20 protein-coding genes are annotated in these 21,284 nt (G+C 38.0%); 19 read left to right on the forward strand and 1 reads right to left on the reverse strand.

What is annotated here, in order from left to right; all coding sequences use genetic code 11:
* The first annotated feature begins 500 nt into the window (after positions 1-500).
* Genes BKP57_RS11095 through rsmI form a run of 3 tightly spaced genes read left to right on the forward strand, consistent with a single transcriptional unit; the run spans position 501 to position 2,386 of the window.
* Positions 501-1,244, forward strand: a complete 744-nt coding sequence (locus BKP57_RS11095) for a tRNA1(Val) (adenine(37)-N6)-methyltransferase (protein WP_050350503.1) — start codon at positions 501-503, stop codon at positions 1,242-1,244.
* Entirely contained in the window at positions 1,234-1,524 is a 291-nt protein-coding gene (locus tag BKP57_RS11100; protein ID WP_050350502.1) for a GIY-YIG nuclease family protein, read from the forward strand. Before BKP57_RS11095 ends, BKP57_RS11100 begins: the two co-directional genes overlap by 11 nt.
* Complete coding sequence (gene rsmI, locus BKP57_RS11105) at positions 1,502-2,386, forward strand: 16S rRNA (cytidine(1402)-2'-O)-methyltransferase (protein WP_050350501.1); 885 nt, start codon at positions 1,502-1,504, stop codon at positions 2,384-2,386. Before BKP57_RS11100 ends, rsmI begins: the two co-directional genes overlap by 23 nt.
* 105 nt (positions 2,387-2,491) lie before the next feature.
* Here the strand turns inward: rsmI and BKP57_RS11110 are convergent, their stop codons facing one another.
* A complete protein-coding gene (locus tag BKP57_RS11110; RefSeq protein ID WP_050350500.1) occupies positions 2,492-2,770 on the reverse strand; it encodes a transition state genes transcriptional regulator AbrB in 279 nt (92 codons plus the stop codon).
* Positions 2,771-3,368: 598 nt separating this feature from the next.
* Here BKP57_RS11110 and metG point away from each other — a divergent pair.
* The 16 genes from metG (at position 3,369) to BKP57_RS11190 (ending at position 21,186) form a co-directional block, all read left to right on the forward strand.
* Positions 3,369-5,324, forward strand: a complete 1,956-nt coding sequence (gene metG / locus BKP57_RS11115; protein WP_072741545.1) for a methionine--tRNA ligase — start codon at positions 3,369-3,371, stop codon at positions 5,322-5,324.
* A 450-nt stretch (positions 5,325-5,774) separates the two neighbouring features.
* Positions 5,775-6,539, forward strand: a complete 765-nt coding sequence (locus BKP57_RS11120) for a TatD family hydrolase (RefSeq protein ID WP_050350498.1) — start codon at positions 5,775-5,777, stop codon at positions 6,537-6,539.
* 276 nt (positions 6,540-6,815) lie between these two features.
* Positions 6,816-8,072 carry a resuscitation-promoting factor gene (locus BKP57_RS11125; RefSeq protein WP_072741546.1) on the forward strand — a complete coding sequence of 419 codons (1,257 nt, stop codon included), beginning with the start codon at positions 6,816-6,818 and terminating at the stop codon, positions 8,070-8,072.
* 511 nt (positions 8,073-8,583) lie between these two features.
* Complete coding sequence (gene rnmV / locus BKP57_RS11130; RefSeq protein ID WP_050350496.1) at positions 8,584-9,162, forward strand: ribonuclease M5; 579 nt, start codon at positions 8,584-8,586, stop codon at positions 9,160-9,162.
* Positions 9,149-10,036 carry a 16S rRNA (adenine(1518)-N(6)/adenine(1519)-N(6))-dimethyltransferase RsmA gene (gene rsmA, locus BKP57_RS11135; protein ID WP_050350495.1) on the forward strand — a complete coding sequence of 296 codons (888 nt, stop codon included), beginning with the start codon at positions 9,149-9,151 and terminating at the stop codon, positions 10,034-10,036. The genes rnmV and rsmA overlap by 14 nt, the downstream gene beginning before the upstream one ends.
* A gap of 448 nt (positions 10,037-10,484) precedes the next feature.
* Complete coding sequence (yabG, locus tag BKP57_RS11140; RefSeq protein ID WP_050350494.1) at positions 10,485-11,360, forward strand: sporulation peptidase YabG; 876 nt, start codon at positions 10,485-10,487, stop codon at positions 11,358-11,360.
* Positions 11,361-11,775: 415 nt separating this feature from the next.
* A complete protein-coding gene (gene veg / locus BKP57_RS11145) occupies positions 11,776-12,042 on the forward strand; it encodes a biofilm formation stimulator Veg (protein ID WP_050350493.1) in 267 nt (88 codons plus the stop codon).
* A 164-nt stretch (positions 12,043-12,206) separates the two neighbouring features.
* Positions 12,207-12,386, forward strand: coding sequence for a small, acid-soluble spore protein, alpha/beta type (locus tag BKP57_RS11150; RefSeq protein ID WP_050350492.1), 180 nt, complete (start codon positions 12,207-12,209; stop codon positions 12,384-12,386).
* A 127-nt stretch (positions 12,387-12,513) separates the two neighbouring features.
* On the forward strand, positions 12,514-13,365 hold the full coding sequence (ispE, locus tag BKP57_RS11155; protein ID WP_050350491.1) for a 4-(cytidine 5'-diphospho)-2-C-methyl-D-erythritol kinase: 852 nt from the start codon (positions 12,514-12,516) through the stop codon (positions 13,363-13,365).
* A 67-nt stretch (positions 13,366-13,432) separates the two neighbouring features.
* Positions 13,433-14,245: a pur operon repressor gene (purR, locus tag BKP57_RS11160; RefSeq protein ID WP_050350490.1), complete on the forward strand. Its 813-nt coding sequence runs from the start codon at positions 13,433-13,435 to the stop codon at positions 14,243-14,245.
* A gap of 509 nt (positions 14,246-14,754) precedes the next feature.
* Complete coding sequence (gene spoVG, locus BKP57_RS11165; protein WP_050350489.1) at positions 14,755-15,045, forward strand: septation regulator SpoVG; 291 nt, start codon at positions 14,755-14,757, stop codon at positions 15,043-15,045.
* A 1,032-nt stretch (positions 15,046-16,077) separates the two neighbouring features.
* On the forward strand, positions 16,078-17,457 hold the full coding sequence (glmU, locus tag BKP57_RS11170) for a bifunctional UDP-N-acetylglucosamine diphosphorylase/glucosamine-1-phosphate N-acetyltransferase GlmU (protein ID WP_050350488.1): 1,380 nt from the start codon (positions 16,078-16,080) through the stop codon (positions 17,455-17,457).
* Positions 17,458-17,473: 16 nt separating this feature from the next.
* On the forward strand, positions 17,474-18,427 hold the full coding sequence (locus tag BKP57_RS11175) for a ribose-phosphate diphosphokinase (RefSeq protein WP_050350487.1): 954 nt from the start codon (positions 17,474-17,476) through the stop codon (positions 18,425-18,427).
* A 145-nt stretch (positions 18,428-18,572) separates the two neighbouring features.
* Positions 18,573-19,193 (forward strand): 50S ribosomal protein L25/general stress protein Ctc, encoded by a 621-nt coding sequence (locus tag BKP57_RS11180; protein WP_050350486.1) that lies wholly within the window; start codon positions 18,573-18,575, stop codon positions 19,191-19,193.
* A gap of 467 nt (positions 19,194-19,660) precedes the next feature.
* On the forward strand, positions 19,661-20,221 hold the full coding sequence (pth, locus tag BKP57_RS11185) for an aminoacyl-tRNA hydrolase (protein WP_050350485.1): 561 nt from the start codon (positions 19,661-19,663) through the stop codon (positions 20,219-20,221).
* Between the two features lie 734 nt (positions 20,222-20,955).
* The gene (locus tag BKP57_RS11190) at positions 20,956-21,186 is read left to right on the forward strand and encodes an anti-sigma-F factor Fin (RefSeq protein ID WP_050350484.1); all 231 of its coding nucleotides are present in this window, start codon (positions 20,956-20,958) and stop codon (positions 21,184-21,186) included.
* The last annotated feature ends 98 nt before the right edge of the window (positions 21,187-21,284 follow it).

The raw sequence follows: 21,284 nt of genomic DNA on the forward strand, positions 1-21,284 counted from the left end.
TTGGAAATAGGGACATAGGTCGAAAATGATAATATCTTATGAAAAGTTGCTGAATTGCTGTCAACATTTTAATTGTTCTTCTCAAGGAAAAGTCACTTTTATTATTTAACTAACGGCTTCGTCCAGCTTGTGTGGAAAACAAATGAAATGAATACAACATTTTTGCCAACTTGTTTGAACAGCCACTAATATGCGTAAAATGATAATAGATAATATAAAATCTAATAAAATGAAGAACAAAGAATTTATCCCGTATATAAGGTGCTGTAAGACTCCCACTTCAGGAGTTGGATAATCTGTATTACAACAAGTCTAAGTGGGAAATAACAGTACCTAAATGCCCCATTTCGTAAGAGGACTTTAGTTCGTACCATTACGGTACTAACAAACAGTGGGGGTGAATGAAAACCCCCCACTGATTGAAGATTCACTTTATTATTGTATCAGTTGTTGGGAGGCACTAATCATATTTTTTATAAAGCAGGAGAAAGGATAGATCTATGGTTGAGTTATACGACAATGAACGATTGGATTATTTATTGGCAGAAAAAGGAATGCAAATCATTCAAAGCCCAGACGTTTTTTCTTTTTCCTTGGATGCTGTTTTATTGGCTCACTTTGCATATGTGCCGATAAAACGGGGAAGAATTCTTGATTTATGTACAGGAAATGGAGTCATTCCATTACTATTATCCAGAAAAACAAAAGCTTTCATCACTGGTGTGGAATTACAGGAAAGAATTTATCAAATGGCGGAAAGAAGTGTGACATTAAACAATTTAACGGAACAAATAAATATACTTCATGCTGATTTAAATCATTTGCAGCCACTGCTTCGTCATAGCAGCTTTGATGTCATTACCTGTAATCCACCTTATTTTCCAACGCCATTGCCATCAGAGCATAATGAAAATCCGCATTTAACGATTGCAAGGCATGAAGTATATTGTACATTAGAAGATGTGGTAAAGGCTTGTAAACTATATGTCCGTCCTGGTGGAAAGGTGGCTATGGTACACCGTCCAGGCAGGCTAGTGGATATTATCCATTTATTTCGCCAATATAAATTAGAACCAAAGCGGTTGCAATTTGTCTACCCGAAACAAGGGCGTGAGGCAAATATGCTCTTAATTGAAGCTACTAGAGATGGCAAACCAGATTTAAAAATCTTGCCCTCCCTCTATATTTACGATGAGGATGGAGCATATACAACAGAAGCAAAGGATATTATTTATGGAAAATAAACATACTGTCTATATATTAAGGTGTAAAGATCGTACACTTTATACGGGGTATACGAATAACTTGGGACGCAGACTTAAAATGCATCATGAAGGAAAAGGAGCAAAGTATACGAGAGGTCGAGGTCCATTTCAGGTGGTTTACGTAGAACATTTTGAGACGAAAGAACAAGCAATGAAAAAAGAATATGCAATTAAACAGTTAACAAGAGAAGAAAAATGGCAATTTATTCGGGATAGACTGAAAGAAGTGGTGACAAATGAACAAACAGAGCAGTTTTGAAAAAGAGCGTGCAACTGTCTATGTTGTACCGACACCTATTGGTAATTTAGAAGATATTACGTATCGTGCACTGACAACACTTCGTTCTGTATCTTTGATTGCTGCAGAAGATACGAGAAACACAAAAAATTTATTACGTCACTTTGATATAGCTACTCCGTTAATCAGTTATCATGAACATAATAAATTAACACGTGAAGAGCAAATATTAACGAAAATAAAGCAAGGGGAATCGATTGCACTGGTGAGCGATGCGGGTATGCCAGCAATTTCTGACCCTGGACATGAGCTTATCCAAGCAGCGATCCAGCATGATATTCCTGTCGTTGTTTTGCCGGGCGCTAATGCAGCTTTATGTGCTTTAGTTGGTTCCGGTTTATCTGCTAAAGAGTTTTATTTTTATGGTTTTTTGCCACGAAAGAAAAAAGAAAAGGAAATTGAATTACAGCGGTTGGCTTCATTACAGGCAACCCTGCTGTTTTACGAGTCACCTTATCGTGTGAAGGAAACATTGCAAGCGATAAGAGAGGTAATTGGGAATCGACATGTTGCGCTGGCAAGAGAACTGACTAAACGATTCGAATCCTATTTGCGCGGTACTGTTGATGAAGTAATCGCCTATCTAGATAAATCAGAAATTAAAGGGGAATGCTGTATTGTGTTGGAAGGCACAACGAAAACAGAACAGTCAGACTACTTGTGGTGGAGCAGCTTAACGATTGTAGAGCATGTAGAACACTATTTAAAGTCAGAAGCCTTATCCAGTAAGGAAGCAATAAAACGTGTTGCCAAAGAAAGGAAACTTTCAAAACGAGAAGTTTATCAAAAGTACCATGTTAGAGAAGGTATGACGGAGGAATAGGGGCAAAAATCAAAGTCCGACTTATATGGTGATCGCATCATATAAATAATAACGTATAGAAAAAAGACCTGACGGGCAACGCAAGCGTCAGGTCTTTTTAAGACTTTATTTATTTAGTCTCGATTCTATTTCTTGCAGGAGTTGTTGTGCACCTTCTGGGCTAAGGACAATTTTGCCGTTGGCTAGTGAAAGATTATCATCGGATACCTCACCAGTAAGATGACAAGTCATGTTCGGCTTATACTTTTTAAGTATGATTTTGTCATTTTCAACGTAGATTTCCATTGCGTCTTTTTCTTGAATTTCCAACGTACGCCGAAGCTCCATCGGGATAACTACACGGCCAAGTTCATCAACTTTACGTACAATTCCGGTAGATTTCAAATTACTTCCCCCCTATACTTTCGAAAAACGGGACAGCCTTCATGGGGCGCACACGCCGTCGTTCTTCAAAATTAGTAAACTAAAAAAATCGTCATAATTCGACATCTTTCTATGCAATAGAATACCAGTGTTTCTTTTTTCTGTCAATAAATATTTACCAGAAAATTAAATAATTTGGATTGTTTTGAAAAACCTTACCATATCAGGCTTTTTCGTCTGTTTTAAGGTTATACTAAAAGCTGTTTCCTCATTTTACCAAAAGGGTGCAAACAAACTTATATAAGTATTACTGATTGGTATACTAGACTGGTGTATATTATTGACAACGCAGAAATTTTTAAGATAATTTTGTTTTCGTATATGTTATTTGAATTTAGGGGTATAACAAAACCATCATTCAATTTAACATACTATTCAAACAATTGTTTGCGGGTAGTTTTTTATCTTAATTTCAAAATATCTCTACTATAATTCGACTTTACATTTTGTATCTTAAATTGTAAAGTATTTAACACTCTATTTGGCAAATAAGCTGATAAAAGCTACAATAGTAATAGCTTAAAAAAGGATGTTAGGTAATGCACAAGGAGGTAAGCAGATGGTAAATAATGAAAAAACATTTTATATAACGACACCGATTTATTACCCTAGTGGAAATTTGCATATTGGACATGCGTATTCGACAGTTGCTGGAGATGCGATGGCTCGATATAAACGGTTGCGTGGCTTCGATGTTATGTATTTAACTGGAACTGATGAGCATGGACAAAAGATTCAAAAAAAGGCGACAGAAAATGGGGTCTCTCCACAGGAATATGTCGACCATATCGTCGATGGTATTCAAAAGTTATGGAAAAAGCTAAAAATATCGAATGATGATTTTATCCGTACGACGGAAGAACGGCATAAAAAAATGGTTGCGCAAATCTTTGATCAGCTTGTTAGGCAGGGCGATATTTACTTAGATGAATACGAGGGCTGGTATTGTACATCCTGCGAATCATTCTTTACAGAACGCCAATTAGATGAAGGGCGCTGTCCGGATTGTGGCGGACCGGTTGAGAAGGTAAAAGAAGAGTCCTATTTCTTTAAAATGAGCAAATATGTCGACCGACTTGTTCAGTTTTATGAAGACAACCCTACATTTATTCAGCCTGAAAGTCGCAAAAATGAAATGTTGAATAATTTCATTAAACCTGGGCTAGAGGACTTAGCTGTTTCGCGGACAACGTTTGATTGGGGAATTAAGGTTCCTGGTGATCCGAAACATGTCATTTATGTATGGATCGACGCATTGACCAATTATATAACTGCGTTAGGATACGGGACTGATGATGACGAGAAGTATCAAAAATATTGGCCGGCAGATGTTCATTTAATGAGCAAAGAAATTGTGCGGTTCCATACCATTTATTGGCCAATTATGTTAATGGCGCTTGATCTTCCATTGCCGAAAAAGGTGTTTGCTCATGGGTGGATTTTAATGAAGGATGGAAAAATGTCAAAATCAAAAGGAAATGTCATTGATCCTGTGAAGTTAATTGATCGTTATGGTTTGGATGCTCTTCGTTATTATTTACTTCGAGAAGTACCGTTTGGCTCGGACGGGGTATTTACACCTGAAGGCTTCGTGGAACGAACGAATTATGACTTGGCTAATGATTTAGGTAATTTATTGAACCGTACTGTAGCCATGATTAATAAATATTTTGCAGGGGAGATGCCAGCATATCAAGCTGCTGAAACAGATATTGATGGTGCATTAGAAGCATTTGGTAAACAGACCATAGAAAAAGTAGAAGATGCGATGGAGGAAATGCAGTTTTCTGTAGCTTTAGGGGCTATATGGCAACTCATTAGTCGTACGAATAAATATATTGATGAGACAGAACCATGGATTTTAGCCAGAGATGAAACGAAAAAGGTCCGGCTGGGTAACGTGATGGCTCATCTGGCCGAATATTTACGGAAAGCAGCTGTCTTGCTTCAGCCATTTTTAACAGAAGCTCCAGCAGAAATTTTCCGACAGCTGGGTATAGAAGATGCCAAGTTAAAAGAGTGGGATAGCCTTTATGAAGAAGGTAATATGAAAGCTGGAGGGTCAATTGTAAATAAAGGGCAACCGATTTTTCCACGCTTAGAGGTGGAAGAAGAGATTCAAGCTATTAAAGCAATGATGAATCCGCCTAAAGAAAAGAAAACAAAGGTAGAAGAGAAGCCAATAAAAGAAGAAATTGTGTTCGATGATTTCATGAAAGTAGATATGCGTGTTGCAGAAGTATTGAAGGCAGAGCCTGTTAAAAAGGCAGACAAATTATTGAAGCTACAGCTAGATTTAGGAACAGAAAAGCGCCAAGTAGTATCAGGCATTGCTCTATATTACCAACCCGATGATTTAGTTGGGAAAAAAGTAATTTGTGTAACGAACTTAAAACCAGTGAAATTACGTGGAGAAAAATCAGAAGGCATGATTCTTTGTGGAGAGGATGCAACAGGGAAGCTAGTGTTAGCTACTGTAGAAGCCGAACTACCGAATGGTTCAGTTGTAAAATAAAGGAATTTAACAGAGGCTGGGACATAACTAAAACAGCTAATTAAAAAAACGAAGACTAAAGTGAATCTTCAATGAGTGGGGGGATTCTTTTATCCGCCCTTTCTTTGTAAGATCAGAAACCACCATGGCTCGCCAAGAGCGCAAGCCACCATCTATGATGAAAAATTTTACTTTATAATGTTTAAATTCTTGAAATACTACCTAAAATAAATAAGTCATATAATGGTAAATAGCGTTTTTTTCATACAAATGGTATGACAAAGGTCTCTAAACGAATGAAGAATTTACGTATCGTTATCTCTCGCTTCGCTCGTTGTAGTATATTTCTCCAACTCTTGAAGTGAGTGACTTACAGCATTTTATATACGGAAAAATGGATCGCGGCTGTTGTTGTATAGGATTTGCTTATGTCCCAGCCTCTTTTCCTAAAGTTGTTAAGGAGTGAACAAATTGTTATTTGACACACATGTGCATTTGAACGCAAGAGATTTTTTTGAGGATCGTGAAGAAACAATAAAACGGGCTTTTGATGCAGGTGTCACACGTATGTTAGTCGTTGGCTTTGATCGTGAAACCATTCCGTTAGCGATCGAAATTGCAGAACAGTATGAGACGATTTATGCTGCGGTTGGCTGGCATCCAGTGGATGCGGTAGATATGACAGAACAAGAGTTAGAGTGGATAGAAGAGCTTTCTTCTCATCCTAAAGTAGTAGCACTTGGTGAAATGGGCTTGGATTATCATTGGGACAAGTCGCCGAAAGAGGTGCAAAAGGAAGTATTTCGCAAGCAGATACAATTAGCAAAAAAAGTACAGCTGCCAATTATTATTCATAATCGCGAGGCAACAGAAGATATCATTTCGATTTTAAAGGAAGAAAAGGCGGAGTCGATAGGTGGAATCATGCACTGCTACAATGATTCGGTAGACTATGTACAGGATTGCCTGGATATGAATTTTTATATCTCACTTGGGGGACCAGTTACCTTTAAAAATGCGACCTTACCAAAGGAAGTTGCTGTCCAAGTTCCATTAGAGCGATTGTTAATTGAGACCGATGCACCATTTCTAGCCCCACACCCCTATCGGGGTAAAAGAAATGAACCAGCTTATGTCAAATTAGTTGCAGAAAAAATTGCTGCACTAAGAGGGACTAGTCTGGAAGAAATTGGTGAAATTACGACAAAAAACGCCCTTTCTCTCTTTCGGTTATAATTAGGGCGGTTGTCATAAAACTGAATTAATTTGTTAAAAAATAGGAAAAACAAGGTAAAAACAGCGGGGAAGTTTTAATAAAACCCTGCTTACTTTACCTTGTTTTGTTTTTGACATAAACCTTGTTGTATCAATGGTTTATAGAATAAGAAACGTAGTAAATAGCCTAGCTCTATTGCAGTGTAATGGAATTGTAATGCAAACGTAACGGTAATTACTTTGACTTTACATATAACTGTTACTATAATCAAAATGCATTAAGAGGGAGGCAAAAGCATGCGAAAGTTTTCAAAGCTAATGCCGGCGTCGACAATGAAACTGGTTCTATCTTTTATTGGTGTTTTAGCACTTGTTGCATTTTCCGGATTCATTTTATTTGATGCTACAAAGGCAGAAGTAGTCATAACAAACGATGGCGAAGAGCAAACGGTAAAAACACACAAAAGCACCGTAAAAGAAGTACTGGCAGAAGTAGGTATTCGTGTCGGAGAGCATGATCACTTATCCCACAACATGAATGATTCCATTAAAAACGGAATGGAAATCAACTACAAACAAGCAAAGCAAGTGTTCGTGACAATCAATGGAAAACAAACGGAATATTACACTACTACAGATACTATAGATGCATTTTTGAAGGAAAATAACTTGTCGTACCATCAACGTGATGATGTTTCTTTCACTAAAGGGGATGTAATTACAGATGGATTGCATTTGAAAATCAACCAAGCGTATGAGATTACGGTTAACGATGGTGAAAATCAGAAGCGTATTTGGACGACTGGAGGCACTGTTGCAGAAGTACTGGAACAATCAAACGTAACATTTGATAAAGACAGCGCTGACAAAGTGGAGCCTGCTTTAAACAAGCCAGTGACAAAGGATACAGTCATTTCCGTTGTCCGTGTTAAAACGGAAAAAGATCATGTAACGGAAGAAATGGCGTTTGAGACAGAAGAGAGAGAAGATAGTAATTTGCCAAAAGGTGAGGAACGTGTTCTTACTGAAGGAAAAGCTGGCAAGGTGAAGAAGGTTTACCAGATCGTAAAAGAGAATGGAAAAGAAGTAAGCAGAGACCTAATTGATGAAGAGGTTGTTGAGGAAAGTAAAAATCGGATTGTTGCAATAGGAACAAAAGAAGCGCAACAGGACAACGATCTAGTAACATTAGCAAATAAACAACCGAAATCAAATAATAAGCCTAGCACTGTATCAACAACTAAGGAGAAGGAAACAAGCTCAGGGAACACCTTTACGATGTCCGCGAGTGCTTACACGGCTAGCTGTGGAGGTTGTTCAGGATTTACCACAACAGGGATTGATTTAAATGCTAATCCAAATATGAAAGTAATTGCTGTTGACCCTAGTGTTATCCCTTTAGGATCAAGAGTTTGGGTAGAAGGATATGGTGAAGCCGTTGCTGGCGACACAGGTGGCCATATTGTTGGAAATCGGATTGATGTCCATGTCCCATCCAAAAAAGCTGCATATAGTTGGGGTGTAAAAACAGTAACTGTGAAAGTTCTTAATTAGTTTCGAGCTCTTACCACCGTATCGTGGTAAGAGCTATTTTTTTTATTAGTTTATCCCGTATATAAGGTGCAGTAAGCCTCCTACTTCAGGAGTTGGATAATTTTCAATGCAACAAGTCTACATTGGAGATAACAGCGCCTAAATGCTATTTGTAAGCGCCCTTTAGGTCATACCACTACGGTACTAACAAGCCGTGGGGGATGAATGAAAAATCTCCACAAATTGATGATTTTCTTTATTAGTTTATCCCGTATGTAATTGGAAGAGAACACTTAACTTGGAACTTTCGGTTCGAGATAGATAAATAAATGGAGAATTTCATGGTAAGTTACATACCCCCTTCACCCATAATTAGAGAAGGATAAAGAAACACCTCCCTGAATGAACTTTCACTTTATGATACACTTATAGAGATTGTTTATAATTGAGATAATGTAAGATGGAGTTCGTGTTTTATCACCTGCTCCTTTATGTTACGCACCATTAAGAAAGATATGGAAGAGGGAAACTTGTGAAGGTTAAAGAAGTAATCGTTGTAGAAGGAAAAGATGATACAGCAAAAGTTCTCCAAGCTGTTCATGCAGATACAATTGAAACAAATGGCTCGGCCATTAATTCATGTATTTTAAAACAAATTCAGCATGCCAAAGAGAAGCGAGGTGTCATTATTTTCACAGATCCAGACTATCCTGGGCAACGGATTCGTCACATTGTGGATCAGGCCATACCAGGCTGTAAGCATGCTTTTTTAACACGTGATCAGGCGCGTGACAAGCGTTCTACTACGAAAAGTTTAGGAATTGAGCATGCCTCTATCGCTGATATTAAACAAGCGCTAGCCGCTGTATATGAGTTACAACCGGTACGGGAAAGTGAGATAACCAAAGCGGATTTAATTCATTATGGATTCATTGGTGGATTAGAAGCTAACAAGAGACGTGAGCAACTTGGTGAGTTATTACAAATTGGACACACTAATGGCAAGCAGTTGTTAAAACGATTAACGATGTTTGGCATTGGCAAAGCTGAGCTTAAAAGAGCAGTAAGACAAATTGGCCGAGAGAGGAAAGCGAAAAATGACCAATCATAAATATATAGCAACGCCATCACGAACGAAAGAAATCTTAGCGAAATATCATTTTTCTTTTAAAAAAAGCCTAGGACAGAACTTCTTAATTGACAGTAATATCTTGAGTAACATTATTCGCCATGCAGGTATTACAAAAGAGACGGGAGTAATTGAAATAGGCCCTGGAATTGGTGCTTTGACAGAACAATTAGCCATCCATGGGCAAAAGGTGTTGGCGTTTGAAATAGACCAACGTCTAATCCCAGTATTAGAGGATACGCTCGCTTCTTATAACAATGTTGAAATTGTTCATGAGGATATTTTACAAGCTAATGTACGTAACATGATAGCTACGCATTTTCACCCTGGGCAATCTGTTCATCTTGTTGCAAACTTGCCTTATTATATAACTACTCCAATCTTAATGAAATTATTGCGTGATAAGTTACCGATCGACAGTTTCACAGTGATGATTCAAAAAGAAGTTGCTGAAAGAATGGCAGCAAAGCCTAATTCGAAAAGCTACGGTTCTTTAACGTTGGCTGTACAATATTATACGGAAGCAGAAGTGGTTATGCATGTACCAAAACGCGCTTTTATGCCGCAACCTAATGTAGACTCCAGCATTTTAAGGTTAGTTAGGCGTACAAAAGCACCTGTAAGCGTACTGGATGAAGATTTCTTTTTTGCACTTATTCAAGCAAGTTTTGCTCAACGTCGTAAAACATTGCGTAATAATTTATCAAATTATTTCAATGAGCGGTTAACGAAAGAAGAAATTAGTCTCATGCTAGAACAGGCTGGTATTGATGGAGGAAGACGTGGAGAATCTTTAGCAATGGAAGAATTTGCTATACTGGCAAACCTATTTTATCCCGAATGTAAAACGCCGTAAGACCCCTACTTCATGAAAGGGGGGAGTTAACAGCACCTAACTTTCCGATTTCATGCAGGTAGAATGTTGTTCATAGGAGGCGTGACACGCAGAAAAAGTGCTCTTCTTTTTCAAGGACGCTTGAGTTTCTAGCCTTTGATTTACTAGTTCCTGAATGATGGAAGGTTTACTTTATATTGTAAGCAATGCAGATAGGCGAAAAAAGTGGTACAAACGCGTTTTTCGTTCAACAACCTATCGTAATGACGTGTGTTACGTTGCACCCTAAAATTAGAGTGTAAATCTAATCTTTGGGGTGTTTTTTGAATTTACCTGCACCATACGTAATTTTAAAAAAGAAGCTCATCCTACAATGTAAATATACCTAACTGATACAAACGCACAGTTTTTACAGATATTCATACTATATATCATAATCCTAAAGCTCAGGAAGGCTGTGAAGTATAGTATGAGTTACACAAGAGGCGATTTAGTCACACGATACTCTTATCAACATGATATATTATTTCGGATTTCTTCTGTGAAAAAAGAACAGGTAGATTTAGTAGGTGAGGATATTCGCCTCAAAGCGGATGCTCCAACAGCTGACTTGCGATTGGTTGAAGAAAGGGAATTACAAAAGCGGAGACGGCTAGGAAAAGAAAAAGAAGAGTCTTCCTATCGTTTATTTCGCCAAGATTATCAATTGTTGAAGGAAAAACGGCAGTATCAGGCTACGGATGGATTCTTGCATGAGGTGTCTTATTTTCAGTTGCCTGCTAAGGTTTTGCATATAGATGGTGATCCTATGTATTTGAAAAAATGTATCGATCTATATCAGCGCATTGGGCTGCAAGTGCACGGTGTACACTTATATGAACGCGATATGCCTGTACAAATTACAGAATTAATAGCAAAGATTCAGCCGGATATTATCGTTATAACAGGGCATGATGCTTTTTCAAAAAACAAAGGGGAAAAGCAGGATCTTCGTGCATATCGTAACTCGAAATACTTTATTGAAGCGGTACGAGAAGCGCGAAGAATGAATCCGAATTTGGATCAGCTCGTGATTTTTGCAGGTGCATGCCAATCTCATTTTGAACTGCTGATTCGTGCGGGTGCTAATTTTGCCAGTTCTCCTTTACGTGTTAATATTCATGCGTTAGACCCAGTATATATTGCCGCAAAAGTTGCGTACACACCTTTTATGGAAAAAGTGAGCGTCTGGGATGCTATTCGAAATACTTTGACAGGAAACAAAGGAATGGGTGGTGTTGAAACGAGAGGTCTTTTGCGTACAGGTCTACCGTATATGGGAGAGGAAGGAAAAAGCAACGAATGAAGTAACAGTAACAATCGTATTTATTGTGTTAGCCTTTCTACTTCCCCCTCGCTATTCTCTCTGGCATGTTTTGATTACATTTTTTCATAAATACTTTTTCCATATATTTTTTTACATGAATAATCCATATGCGACCAATGACATTTCGATGAGGTATGTTCAGCCGGATATATTATCTAACGTGCTTATGAAATATATGTATACCCAATAGATTGCTCCTATGCCTCTATAAGCTTTTTGGCTAATGAAGTCAAGAATTTCTAAAAAATGTGCATAAAAAGTTAATAAAAACAAATAATATACGAAAATACCAAAAAATATATTGACATTAAAAAAGTAATCCTGATATAATATATAGTTTCACTTGACTAATGTACAAGTTCATGGTATGATGTTTACAGTGAGGTGGAGTATAGTGGCGAAAACATTAATCGAAATTAAGCAAGGTCTTGAAGGTCATGTTGGAAAACGGTTAAAGCTTAAAGCGAATGGTGGTAGAAGGAAAACCATTGAGCGATCTGGCATCCTTGCAGAAACATACCCTTCTGTATTTATTGTAGAGCTTGACCAAGAAGAAAATGCATTCGAACGTGTTTCATACAGCTATGCAGACGTTTTGACAGAAACAGTGGAGCTTCGCTTTACAGATGACAGAAGCATCGCTTCAGTGCTTGAGCAGTAACCCTTAGGTTTACTGCTTTTATTTTAAAACTAATTAACAGAATAGTGAGAAAATAAATTCCTTATTATTTCCTTTTTTGCTTACATATAACTGGTGTGCAATTGCTGATAAAGTACATACTAAAACTGTCGTGACCAATACTCATTAAAAGGGGGCCTGTCTTCGTGGCTAGAAGGCGTGGAATGATGTCAGATCAACTAAAAGAAGAAATTGCGAAAGAGTTGGGGTTTTACGACACGGTGCAAAGGGAAGGATGGGGCGGCATTAGATCTCGTGATGCTGGAAACATGGTGAAACGTGCCATTGAAAGAGCGGAAGCTAGTATGGAACAAGACAAATCCTAATTGGGTTTGTCTTGTTTTCATTAGCTGACTTTTGTATATTAGCTTTTTGGTTTTTTTATTTGTCATTCACGTGGCAGAATGGAATGTGTTACAATTTTATTATCTATAAACAAGAAGGTGACGGGTGATGGTAATTTTTGAAAAAGCACCTGCAAAAATAAATTTATCACTGGATGTCTTAAGTAAAAGATGTGACGGATACCATAACGTCGAAATGATTATGACAACGATTGATTTAGCTGATCGGATTCGTTTATTTGAATTGCCTGAGGATCGAATTGAAATATCTTTGGAAAGCAGATTTGTCCCAAGTGATAAACGTAATTTAGCATATCAAGCTGCATTGGTATTAAAACAAATATATGGTATTCGCAAAGGTGTGCATATTTCGATTGAAAAAAACATCCCTGTTTCTGCGGGACTTGCCGGTGGCAGCGCGGATGCCGCGGCAGTATTGAAGGGTTTAAATCGCCTCTGGGAACTAAAGATTTCTCAAGCTGAATTAGCGCAACTAGGTGCGTTATTAGGTACAGACGTGCCATTTTGTATATACGGTAGAACAGGACTAGCTAAAGGTAGAGGAGAAATCGTAGAAGCACTTCCTTCACCACCTCCTTGTTGGGTTGTTTTAGCCAAGCCAGATATTGGTGTATCTTCAAGGACCATTTTCCAGCGAATTGTAGTTGAAGATCTTGTTCATCCGGAAACAAGACGAGTTATGAATGCATTAGAAGAAGGAAGCTTTGAGAAGCTGTGTCTTAGTCTAGGAAATGCGCTGGAGCCGTTAACGATGGGGCAACATCCAGAAGTGCAACAGATTAAAAATGTATTGCAGCAAGCAGGGGCCTCTGGTGTACTTATGAGCGGGAGCGGACCAACCGTGTATGGTCTTGTTGAACATGAAAGCAAAGCTAAAAGAATATATAATGGGATGAGAGGTTTTTGTGAAGAAGTTTATTATGTGCGATTATTAGGATGATTATATTGGTAAAAAACATATATTGATGGTATATTAAGAGGAAAATATTCGGTTTTGAGGTGTGGAGATGAAAAGAAGTAACCGTTTAGTTGCTTTAACCAATTTTTTTCTTGAAAATCCCCGAACACACACACAATTTCCGTATTTTGTGTCGCAACTAGATACAACGAAAGCTTCTGTAAGTGAAGATATGGATATAATTGATGCAGTATTTCGAAGTGAAGGGATTGGCTATTTGCAACGGACGACAGGTGCAGGAGGAGGAGTGAAATATATCCCTGCACGGGTACATGAGAAAAATAAGCTGTTTGTTGAAGAATTACGACGAAAGCTTGAAGATCCAGCTCGTATCCTGCCTGGTGGGTATTTATATATGAGTGATCTGTTAGGAGATCCAAAGACCGTACGAGAAATTGGGCGTGTTTTTGCGTCGGCATTCTCTGAAATGGATATCGATGTGGTTGTAACTGTTGCTACGAAGGGCATTCCACTTGCATACGCAGTTGCCTCATTTCTCAATGTTCCCGTTGTCATTGTTCGCAGAGATCCAAAGGTAACGGAGGGCTCCTCCGTAAGTATTAATTATGTATCCGGATCGTCTAGGAAGATTCAGACAATGGTATTACCTAAACGCAGTTTATCAGAAGGGGCAAAGGTCTGTATCATCGATGATTTTATGAAAGCTGGTGGAACCATAACAGGGATGATTAATTTACTGGAAGAGTTTCATGCAACGGTACAAGCAATAGGGGTATTAGCTGAAGCAGATGACGAAGAAGAAGAGCGTGTTATTGATGATTATACATCCTTGATAAAAATATCAAATGTAGATATGAAAAAGAAGTATATTGATGTACATGTCGGCAATTTGATGCAATAGCATGTGTAGAGACGAACTATGCTGCTACAGATTAGTCAACCATCGTTTTTAAAATGTAACTGCTTTACACAATAAGGACTCATAAATCTCATTGAGACATATCAATTTAATCTTTAGGAATAAACATGCCGTAAAAGGATCTTGCGGCATGTGGCTTTACATTAGATAATAATTATGTTTGAAATGCAGTAAGTTATATCGTTTACCAAAAAAGGTATATTATCTCTGCATTTTTCTACTCCTCCACTTGAGCTATAAGGAACTTACATTTTCAATGTATGCCACATATGAAATTTACCCAATCCACTTTTGTTAGCTCAAACATAGAACGGGCTAGTAGGAGGAGATGCCCATAATTAAAGCATGAATTAATTATGTTTTTATGGAAGCGCTATTATTTTTGTGCTGTATTAAAAATATTTTATTTTTTTTAATATTTTAGCAGGACTTTTGATAGTTTTGTTGAACTAGTTAATATAGATTCAAATGTGAAAAGGTGGTGACACATCATGGAAGTAACTGACGTTAGGTTACGCCGCGTTAATACAGAAGGCAGAATGCGAGCGATCGCATCGATTACTTTGGATCAGGAATTTGTTGTCCATGATATCCGTGTAATTGACGGTAATAATGGACTGTTTGTTGCGATGCCATCCAAGCGAACGCCGGATGGGGAATTTAGAGATATTGCCCACCCAATTAATTCTGGGACCCGTGCAAAAATTCAGGACGCTGTATTAGAAGAGTATCACCGAGCAGGTGATGAAGAAGTAAAGTATGAAGAAGCTGGGGCTTCCTAATTATTTTTTCTAATATGTTAGCATAACAACTAGAGGTCTAATCTACATAAGGTTAGCCTTCTTTTTTTGTTTGTAAACGTTTGCTATTTTTGAAAGGGTGAGACATAGTTACGTTTGCAAAATACAAGTGTTACTTACTGATTTACTTTTAGAAATATCTATTTAGCTTGTTTAAGTGGTAAAATGGTTATTCGTCTCAAACATCAACTTAAGCGAAAAGCTTTTGTTCAAAGATAAGAAACCACCATGGCTCGCCTAGAGCGCGAGCCACCATCTATGGTGAAAAATTTTGCTATATAATGTTTAAATTCTTGAAATACTACCTAAAATAAATAAGTTATATAATGGTAAATAGCGTTTTTTCATACAAAAGTATAAAATGAGGTGCTTGGGATACCAAAATAACCGAATAGCCACGTTCGGTGCATGAGCCCAGCAACTAGGCGACTTCACGAATCGCCCTACGATAAGGCCTCATCGGTTCGTCGCTAAGGGGAAGGCCGACTAAAAACGGGCTTGCCGCTCAGGCGTCGGCATACCCCTGTTTTTAGTGGCATGATTCCTAAATCTTTAGTTGATTCGTTCCATTCGCTACGTTGCTAAACGGGCGCTTGCGCCTTCTTTGTTCCACTATAGGAAAAGTATAAGAAAAACAAAGGCTTCCGCCATAAGACTTGGCGACAAGCCAAGTTTTTCTAACAAATGTAATGTTTCCTAAGACTAATACTTCTAAGGGTTGAGGAGAAACAAAGAGCTCGAAGTGGGGAGATAACAGCACTTATATTCGGATTCGTTAGATAGGATGTTGAACGTAGCAGGCGTGATACGCAGAAAAAGTGTTTTTTCTTTCTCAAGGCTACTTGGATACTTAACCTCTGTTCTACTTCAATCAGTGAAGGATGAGAAAAACCTCATTAATGAGGGTTGACTTTATTGCAGGCACTTCTTGATTTACACGGTTTATCTATTGAAAAGAGCAGGTATTTAAGATATATTCATAATGGATAAATTGAAATGATGGAGGTTCTTTATATGACGAATCGATATGCTGTCATATTGGCAGCAGGGCAAGGCACAAGAATGAAATCTAAGCTTTACAAAGTACTCCATCCTGTAGCGGGTCGCCCCATGGTTCAACATGTTATTGAACAAATTGGTGGCGTAAACGTCGATAAAATAATTACTATTGTCGGTTTTGGCGCTGAAGATGTAAAAAAACAGATTGGTGCTGCTAGTGAGTACGTCCTTCAAGAAGAACAGCTGGGAACTGGACATGCAGTTGTCCAAGCTAAAGCACTTTTAGAAGATAAGGAAGGAACAACGGTTGTTGTCTGTGGGGATACACCTTTAATAACAAAGGAAACGTATCAAGCATTGATTAATCATCATGAGCAAACAGGTGCAAAAGCAACCATCCTGACAGCAAAAGCTCCTAATCCTTCTGGGTACGGACGAGTACTTCGAAATCAGCAGAATGATGTGGAACGGGTTGTAGAACATAAGGATGCAAATGAAGCAGAACTACTTGTAGACGAAATTAATACAGGTACATATTGTTTTGATAATCAGGCTCTGTTCCGAGCTTTGGAGCATGTCTCCAATGATAATGCGCAAGGTGAGTATTATTTGCCGGATGTGATCGAGATCCTTCAAACTCAAGGTGAAACAGTGAGCGCATATCAAACTCCGGATTTTGCTGAAACGCTCGGAATAAATGACCGAGTTGCTTTAGCGCAAGCGGAGAAAATTATGAAACAACGTATTAATGAATATCATATGCGTAATGGTGTAGCAATTATTGATCCGGATCAAACATATATCGAACCAGACGTAATGATTGCTGCTGACACTACTATTCATCCAGGTACGATTATTAAAGGTAACACAGTCATTGAGCAAAATGCGGAAATTGGTCCATATTCAGAGTTGAGCAATTGTTATGTAGGAAGTGGAACAGTAATTAGACAAAGTGTTGTGAACGATAGCAATATAGGTAACGATGTGAAAATTGGTCCATATGCGCATATACGTCCAGATAGTGCTATTGGTGACAAGGTAAAAATAGGAAACTTTGTTGAAATCAAAAAGACGAGTTTGGGCGAAAATAGTAAGGTTTCACATTTAAGTTATATTGGAGATGCGCAAGTCGGAAGCAATGTGAACGTAGGTTGTGGTACAATTACAGTGAACTATGATGGAAAGCATAAATATGTAACAACCATTGAAGATGAGTCATTTATTGGCTGCAATTCGAATCTAATTGCACCTGTGACAATTGGAAAAGGTTCTTACATTGCTGCTGGTTCTACTATTAACAAGGATGTGCCAGAAGATTCTTTATCGATTGCAAGAGCAAAGCAAACGAATAAAGAAGGGTATGCGTCAAAAATTAAAAATCGGAAAAAAGACTAACGGAGGGTTTTAACTCATGGCAGCTAGTTACAAGGATTCATCCTTGAAGGTATTTACACTAAACTCTAATCCACAATTAGCGGAGGAAATCGCCAGACATATTGGCACAACACTGGGGAAATGTACTGTATCACGATTTAGCGATGGGGAAATTCAAATTAACATTGAAGAAAGCATACGTGGTTGTGATGTTTATGTCGTACAGTCAACGTGCTCACCGGTGAATGAGCATTTAATGGAATTATTAATTATGATTGATGCTTTAAAGCGTGCTTCTGCTAAATCCATCAATATTGTTATGCCTTATTACGGATATGCAAGGCAAGATCGTAAAGCAAGATCGAGAGAACCAATTGCAGCAAAGTTAGTGGCGGACTTACTGGAAACATCAGGTTCTGATCGTGTTATTACGCTTGATTTGCATGCTCCGCAAATTCAAGGGTTCTTTAATAGCCCAATTGACCACTTACAAGGAGTACCAATACTTTCCGATTATTTTGAAGCAAAGAACTTGGAAGATATCATCATTATGTCACCTGACCATGGTGGAGTGACACGGGCGAGAAAAATGGCTGATCGCCTAAAAGCACCAATTGGAATTATCGATAAGCGCAGACCACGCCCTAATGTAGCTGAGGTAATGAATATTGTCGGGAATATTGAAGGGAAGACAGCAATTCTAATTGATGATATCATTGATACTGCTGGCACTATAACTTTGGCTGCAAATGCATTAGTTGAAAATGGTGCCAAGGAAGTATATGCTTGTTGTACACATCCAGTATTATCGGGTCCGGCAATGGAACGTATTAACGATTCAAAAATTAAAGAATTAGTTGTAACCAATTCGATTCCTTTACCGGACGATAAGCGAATCGATAAGATTACACAGCTTTCTGTCGCTCCTTTAATCGGTGAAGCGATTATTCGTGTGCATGAACTGCAATCCGTTAGTATTTTGTTTGATTAATGTTTAAGTTTTAGCTGAAACGGGTAATATCTAAGATGGATGTTTATTCCTGAATGGTTTATACATTTTACCGAATAAACAAAAGACTGTAATATTGAGTAATTGCAATAAGCGTAGGTTTTTAACTATTTGGAGGGTGATTATTGTGGCAGTAAAATTAGCAGCTCAACGAAGAGAAGATCATACAAAATCAGCAACAAAGCAAATTAGAAATAGCGGTCGTGTTCCAGCTGTCATTTATGGAAAAGCGAAAGAAGCGAAATCGATTGCTGTAAGTAGCGTTGAATTGATCAAAACAGTTCGTGATGAGGGTAGAAACGCGATTATCTCACTTCACATTGAAGATGAAAAACCTGTAGATGTGATGCTTCATGATTATCAGATCGATCCAATAAGAGATGAGCTTGTTCACGCAGATTTTTATATCGTCGATATGGCTGAAGAAATGGACGTAGAAGTAAATTTACGTTTAGAAGGAGAGGCAAAAGGGACGAAAGATGGTGGAGTCTTGCAACAACCACTATATCAATTGCAAGTTCGTGCTAAACCAGCTGACATCCCTGAAGAAATTGTCGTCGATGTTTCTGAACTAGAAATTGGTGATAGTATTGCTGTTTCTGATATTGCTATCAAAGGTAATTTCGAAATATTAGACGAAGCGGTTACTACGGTTGCAACAGTATTAGCGCCGGATACCTTAGAAGATGTAGAAGAGGCTCCGTCAGAAAATGCAGAACCAGAATTAGTTGATGCAGAAAAAGAGTAAGCTTAAAGCATATCTATAAAAGCATAAAATAGAACGTCCATATTGAAGTGTCTTTTTAGCAAGATGTTGAATAGTATCTTCCATATAGGGCGGGGGACAAGCTATGCATAAACTGAAGCGTTTGTTAACTTTCACTATAAATCACACAGTGGTGAAGGGGAGTTACTTTAACTCATATAGAAGGGCCAAATTTACATGAACAAGTGTTTGTTATAGATAAATACTTTTAACTAGTAGATATTGGCATTTTTCAAGCCTCGGTTAGTGAATCTGCAATGAAACAAAATTATTTTTCATTGATTAGGTTCATTCAAAAGACAATCTAAACGCAACTCTCCCTCCTAAATAAGGGGGGAGAGTTGCGTTGTATGATTTTTCCAAGTTACGAAAGCGAAATCTTTTTTCGCGCTTTTCAACAAGTTTTATTGATAGGATAAGAATGATATGAAGACAAAGGAAGTAAGCTTATGAAATGTATCATTGGTTTAGGAAATCCAGGGAAAAAATATGATCGTACTAGGCATAATGTTGGTTTTATGGTTATTGATGAATTAATTCAACGCCACCAATGGAAATTAGATAAGTCCAAATTTAAAGCGGACTACACCATTGTGCAAACAGAAAATGAAAAGCTGATGTTAGTGAAGCCGCAAACATTTATGAACCTTTCTGGAGATGCTGTAAGGCCGCTAATGGATTATTATCATATTCATTTAGAAAATATTTTGATTATTTTTGATGATTTGGATTTACCAATCGGAAAAATTAGGCTCCGTCAAAAAGGAGGCCATGGTGGACATAATGGAATTAGATCCATTATTGAGCATGTTGGTTCGAAAGACTTTAAACGTGTTCGAATAGGGATAGGCAGACCTGATTCATCGCTATCGATTATTGATTACGTTCTGCAAACTTTCCCTAAACGTGATACGGAAGAAGTAATGAATAGTGTAAATAAAGCTGCAGATGCATGTGAAGCATGGGTGCACAAACCGTTTCCAGAGGTAATGAATGAATATAATCAATAACTACATCATATAAAAAAATAGCAAAACTGTTTTTTCGTACACTTCAAGTGGTGGAGAGTCAAAGAGGGATTTATCGGTACTTGTATGTACTTGATTCAACTTTGCGTTGGGTTGATGTGATAACCAAAGTGTAGAGTGGGACAGGGGAAGCGCGATGTAATAAAACGTTTCCATGACAGGGGACATTTTGATAGCAACTACATCATCGTGATTTTTCAAGGCTTTGTAGCTTTTGTTATTTTCCTTATTTGGAATGAGGTTTTATTTTAAGAGATAAGAAAGTATAAATTTAGGCGCTTGGAGATAACGAAATAACCGAAGCCACGTCCGGCTCCATTGCCCAGCAACTAGGCGACTTTAGAAATGCGCCCTACGATAAGGCATCATCGGTTCGTCGCTAAGGGGAAGGCCGACTAAAAACGGGCTTGCCGCTCAGGCGTCGGCATACCCCTGGTTTTAGTGGCATGATTCCTAAATCTTTAGTTGATTCGTTCCATTCGCTACGTCGCTAAACGGGCGCCCCGCGCCTTTGTTCTCAACGGGGGCTATTTGTATAGGTTGAGGGTGTATCGGTTAAACTAGTTACTAAGTAACGTTGGTTAAAAACCAACCAATAACTAGTTCAAAAATTGATTCCCTTTAAATAGCGGATACTATAGCTGTGGCTCATTGGTAGCTGCTGCAAGATTTTTGAACGACCTCTGATTGTAAAATCGTACTGGAGGCGGTTCCCGTTGACAATTATATATTTATGCAGGCACTGTGGGCAAAAAATAGGCAGTATTCAACAACAGGTAATTGATTCATCGATATTAGGGTTTGACCAATTATCAGTGAAGGATAAAGAAGAAATGATTACTTATAAACCAAATGGGGATATGCATATACAAGTGATTTGCGAAAACTGTGAAGAAGCTTTAGGTCATCATCCTCACTACCATGAGTTAGATTTTTTTTTACAATAGAAAAGGTAATAGCCTTTGGTGAAATGAAGCCAAGGCGTTTTTGCGCTTTTAGATAGGTCTAGTTTTTTTATTGGAGAAGACAAATCATTAGCTTAAGA

This window comes from Virgibacillus sp. 6R (genome assembly GCF_001895305.1).
Lineage (GTDB): Bacteria > Bacillota > Bacilli > Bacillales > Amphibacillaceae > Virgibacillus > Virgibacillus pantothenticus.

What these genes read in the sequence shown, in the direction of transcription:
- BKP57_RS11095 (WP_050350503.1), top strand. Translation starts at nt 501, where the DNA reads ATGGTTGAGTTATACGACAATGAACGATTGGATTATTTATTGGCAGAA.
- BKP57_RS11100 (WP_050350502.1), top strand. Translation starts at nt 1,234, where the DNA reads ATGGAAAATAAACATACTGTCTATATATTAAGGTGTAAAGATCGTACA.
- rsmI (WP_050350501.1), top strand. Translation starts at nt 1,502, where the DNA reads ATGAACAAACAGAGCAGTTTTGAAAAAGAGCGTGCAACTGTCTATGTT.
- metG (WP_072741545.1), top strand. Translation starts at nt 3,369, where the DNA reads ATGGTAAATAATGAAAAAACATTTTATATAACGACACCGATTTATTAC.
- BKP57_RS11125 (WP_072741546.1), top strand. Translation starts at nt 6,816, where the DNA reads ATGCGAAAGTTTTCAAAGCTAATGCCGGCGTCGACAATGAAACTGGTT.
- rsmA (WP_050350495.1), top strand. Translation starts at nt 9,149, where the DNA reads ATGACCAATCATAAATATATAGCAACGCCATCACGAACGAAAGAAATC.
- yabG (WP_050350494.1), top strand. Translation starts at nt 10,485, where the DNA reads ATGAGTTACACAAGAGGCGATTTAGTCACACGATACTCTTATCAACAT.
- ispE (WP_050350491.1), top strand. Translation starts at nt 12,514, where the DNA reads ATGGTAATTTTTGAAAAAGCACCTGCAAAAATAAATTTATCACTGGAT.
- purR (WP_050350490.1), top strand. Translation starts at nt 13,433, where the DNA reads ATGAAAAGAAGTAACCGTTTAGTTGCTTTAACCAATTTTTTTCTTGAA.
- spoVG (WP_050350489.1), top strand. Translation starts at nt 14,755, where the DNA reads ATGGAAGTAACTGACGTTAGGTTACGCCGCGTTAATACAGAAGGCAGA.
- glmU (WP_050350488.1), top strand. Translation starts at nt 16,078, where the DNA reads ATGACGAATCGATATGCTGTCATATTGGCAGCAGGGCAAGGCACAAGA.
- BKP57_RS11175 (WP_050350487.1), top strand. Translation starts at nt 17,474, where the DNA reads ATGGCAGCTAGTTACAAGGATTCATCCTTGAAGGTATTTACACTAAAC.
- pth (WP_050350485.1), top strand. Translation starts at nt 19,661, where the DNA reads ATGAAATGTATCATTGGTTTAGGAAATCCAGGGAAAAAATATGATCGT.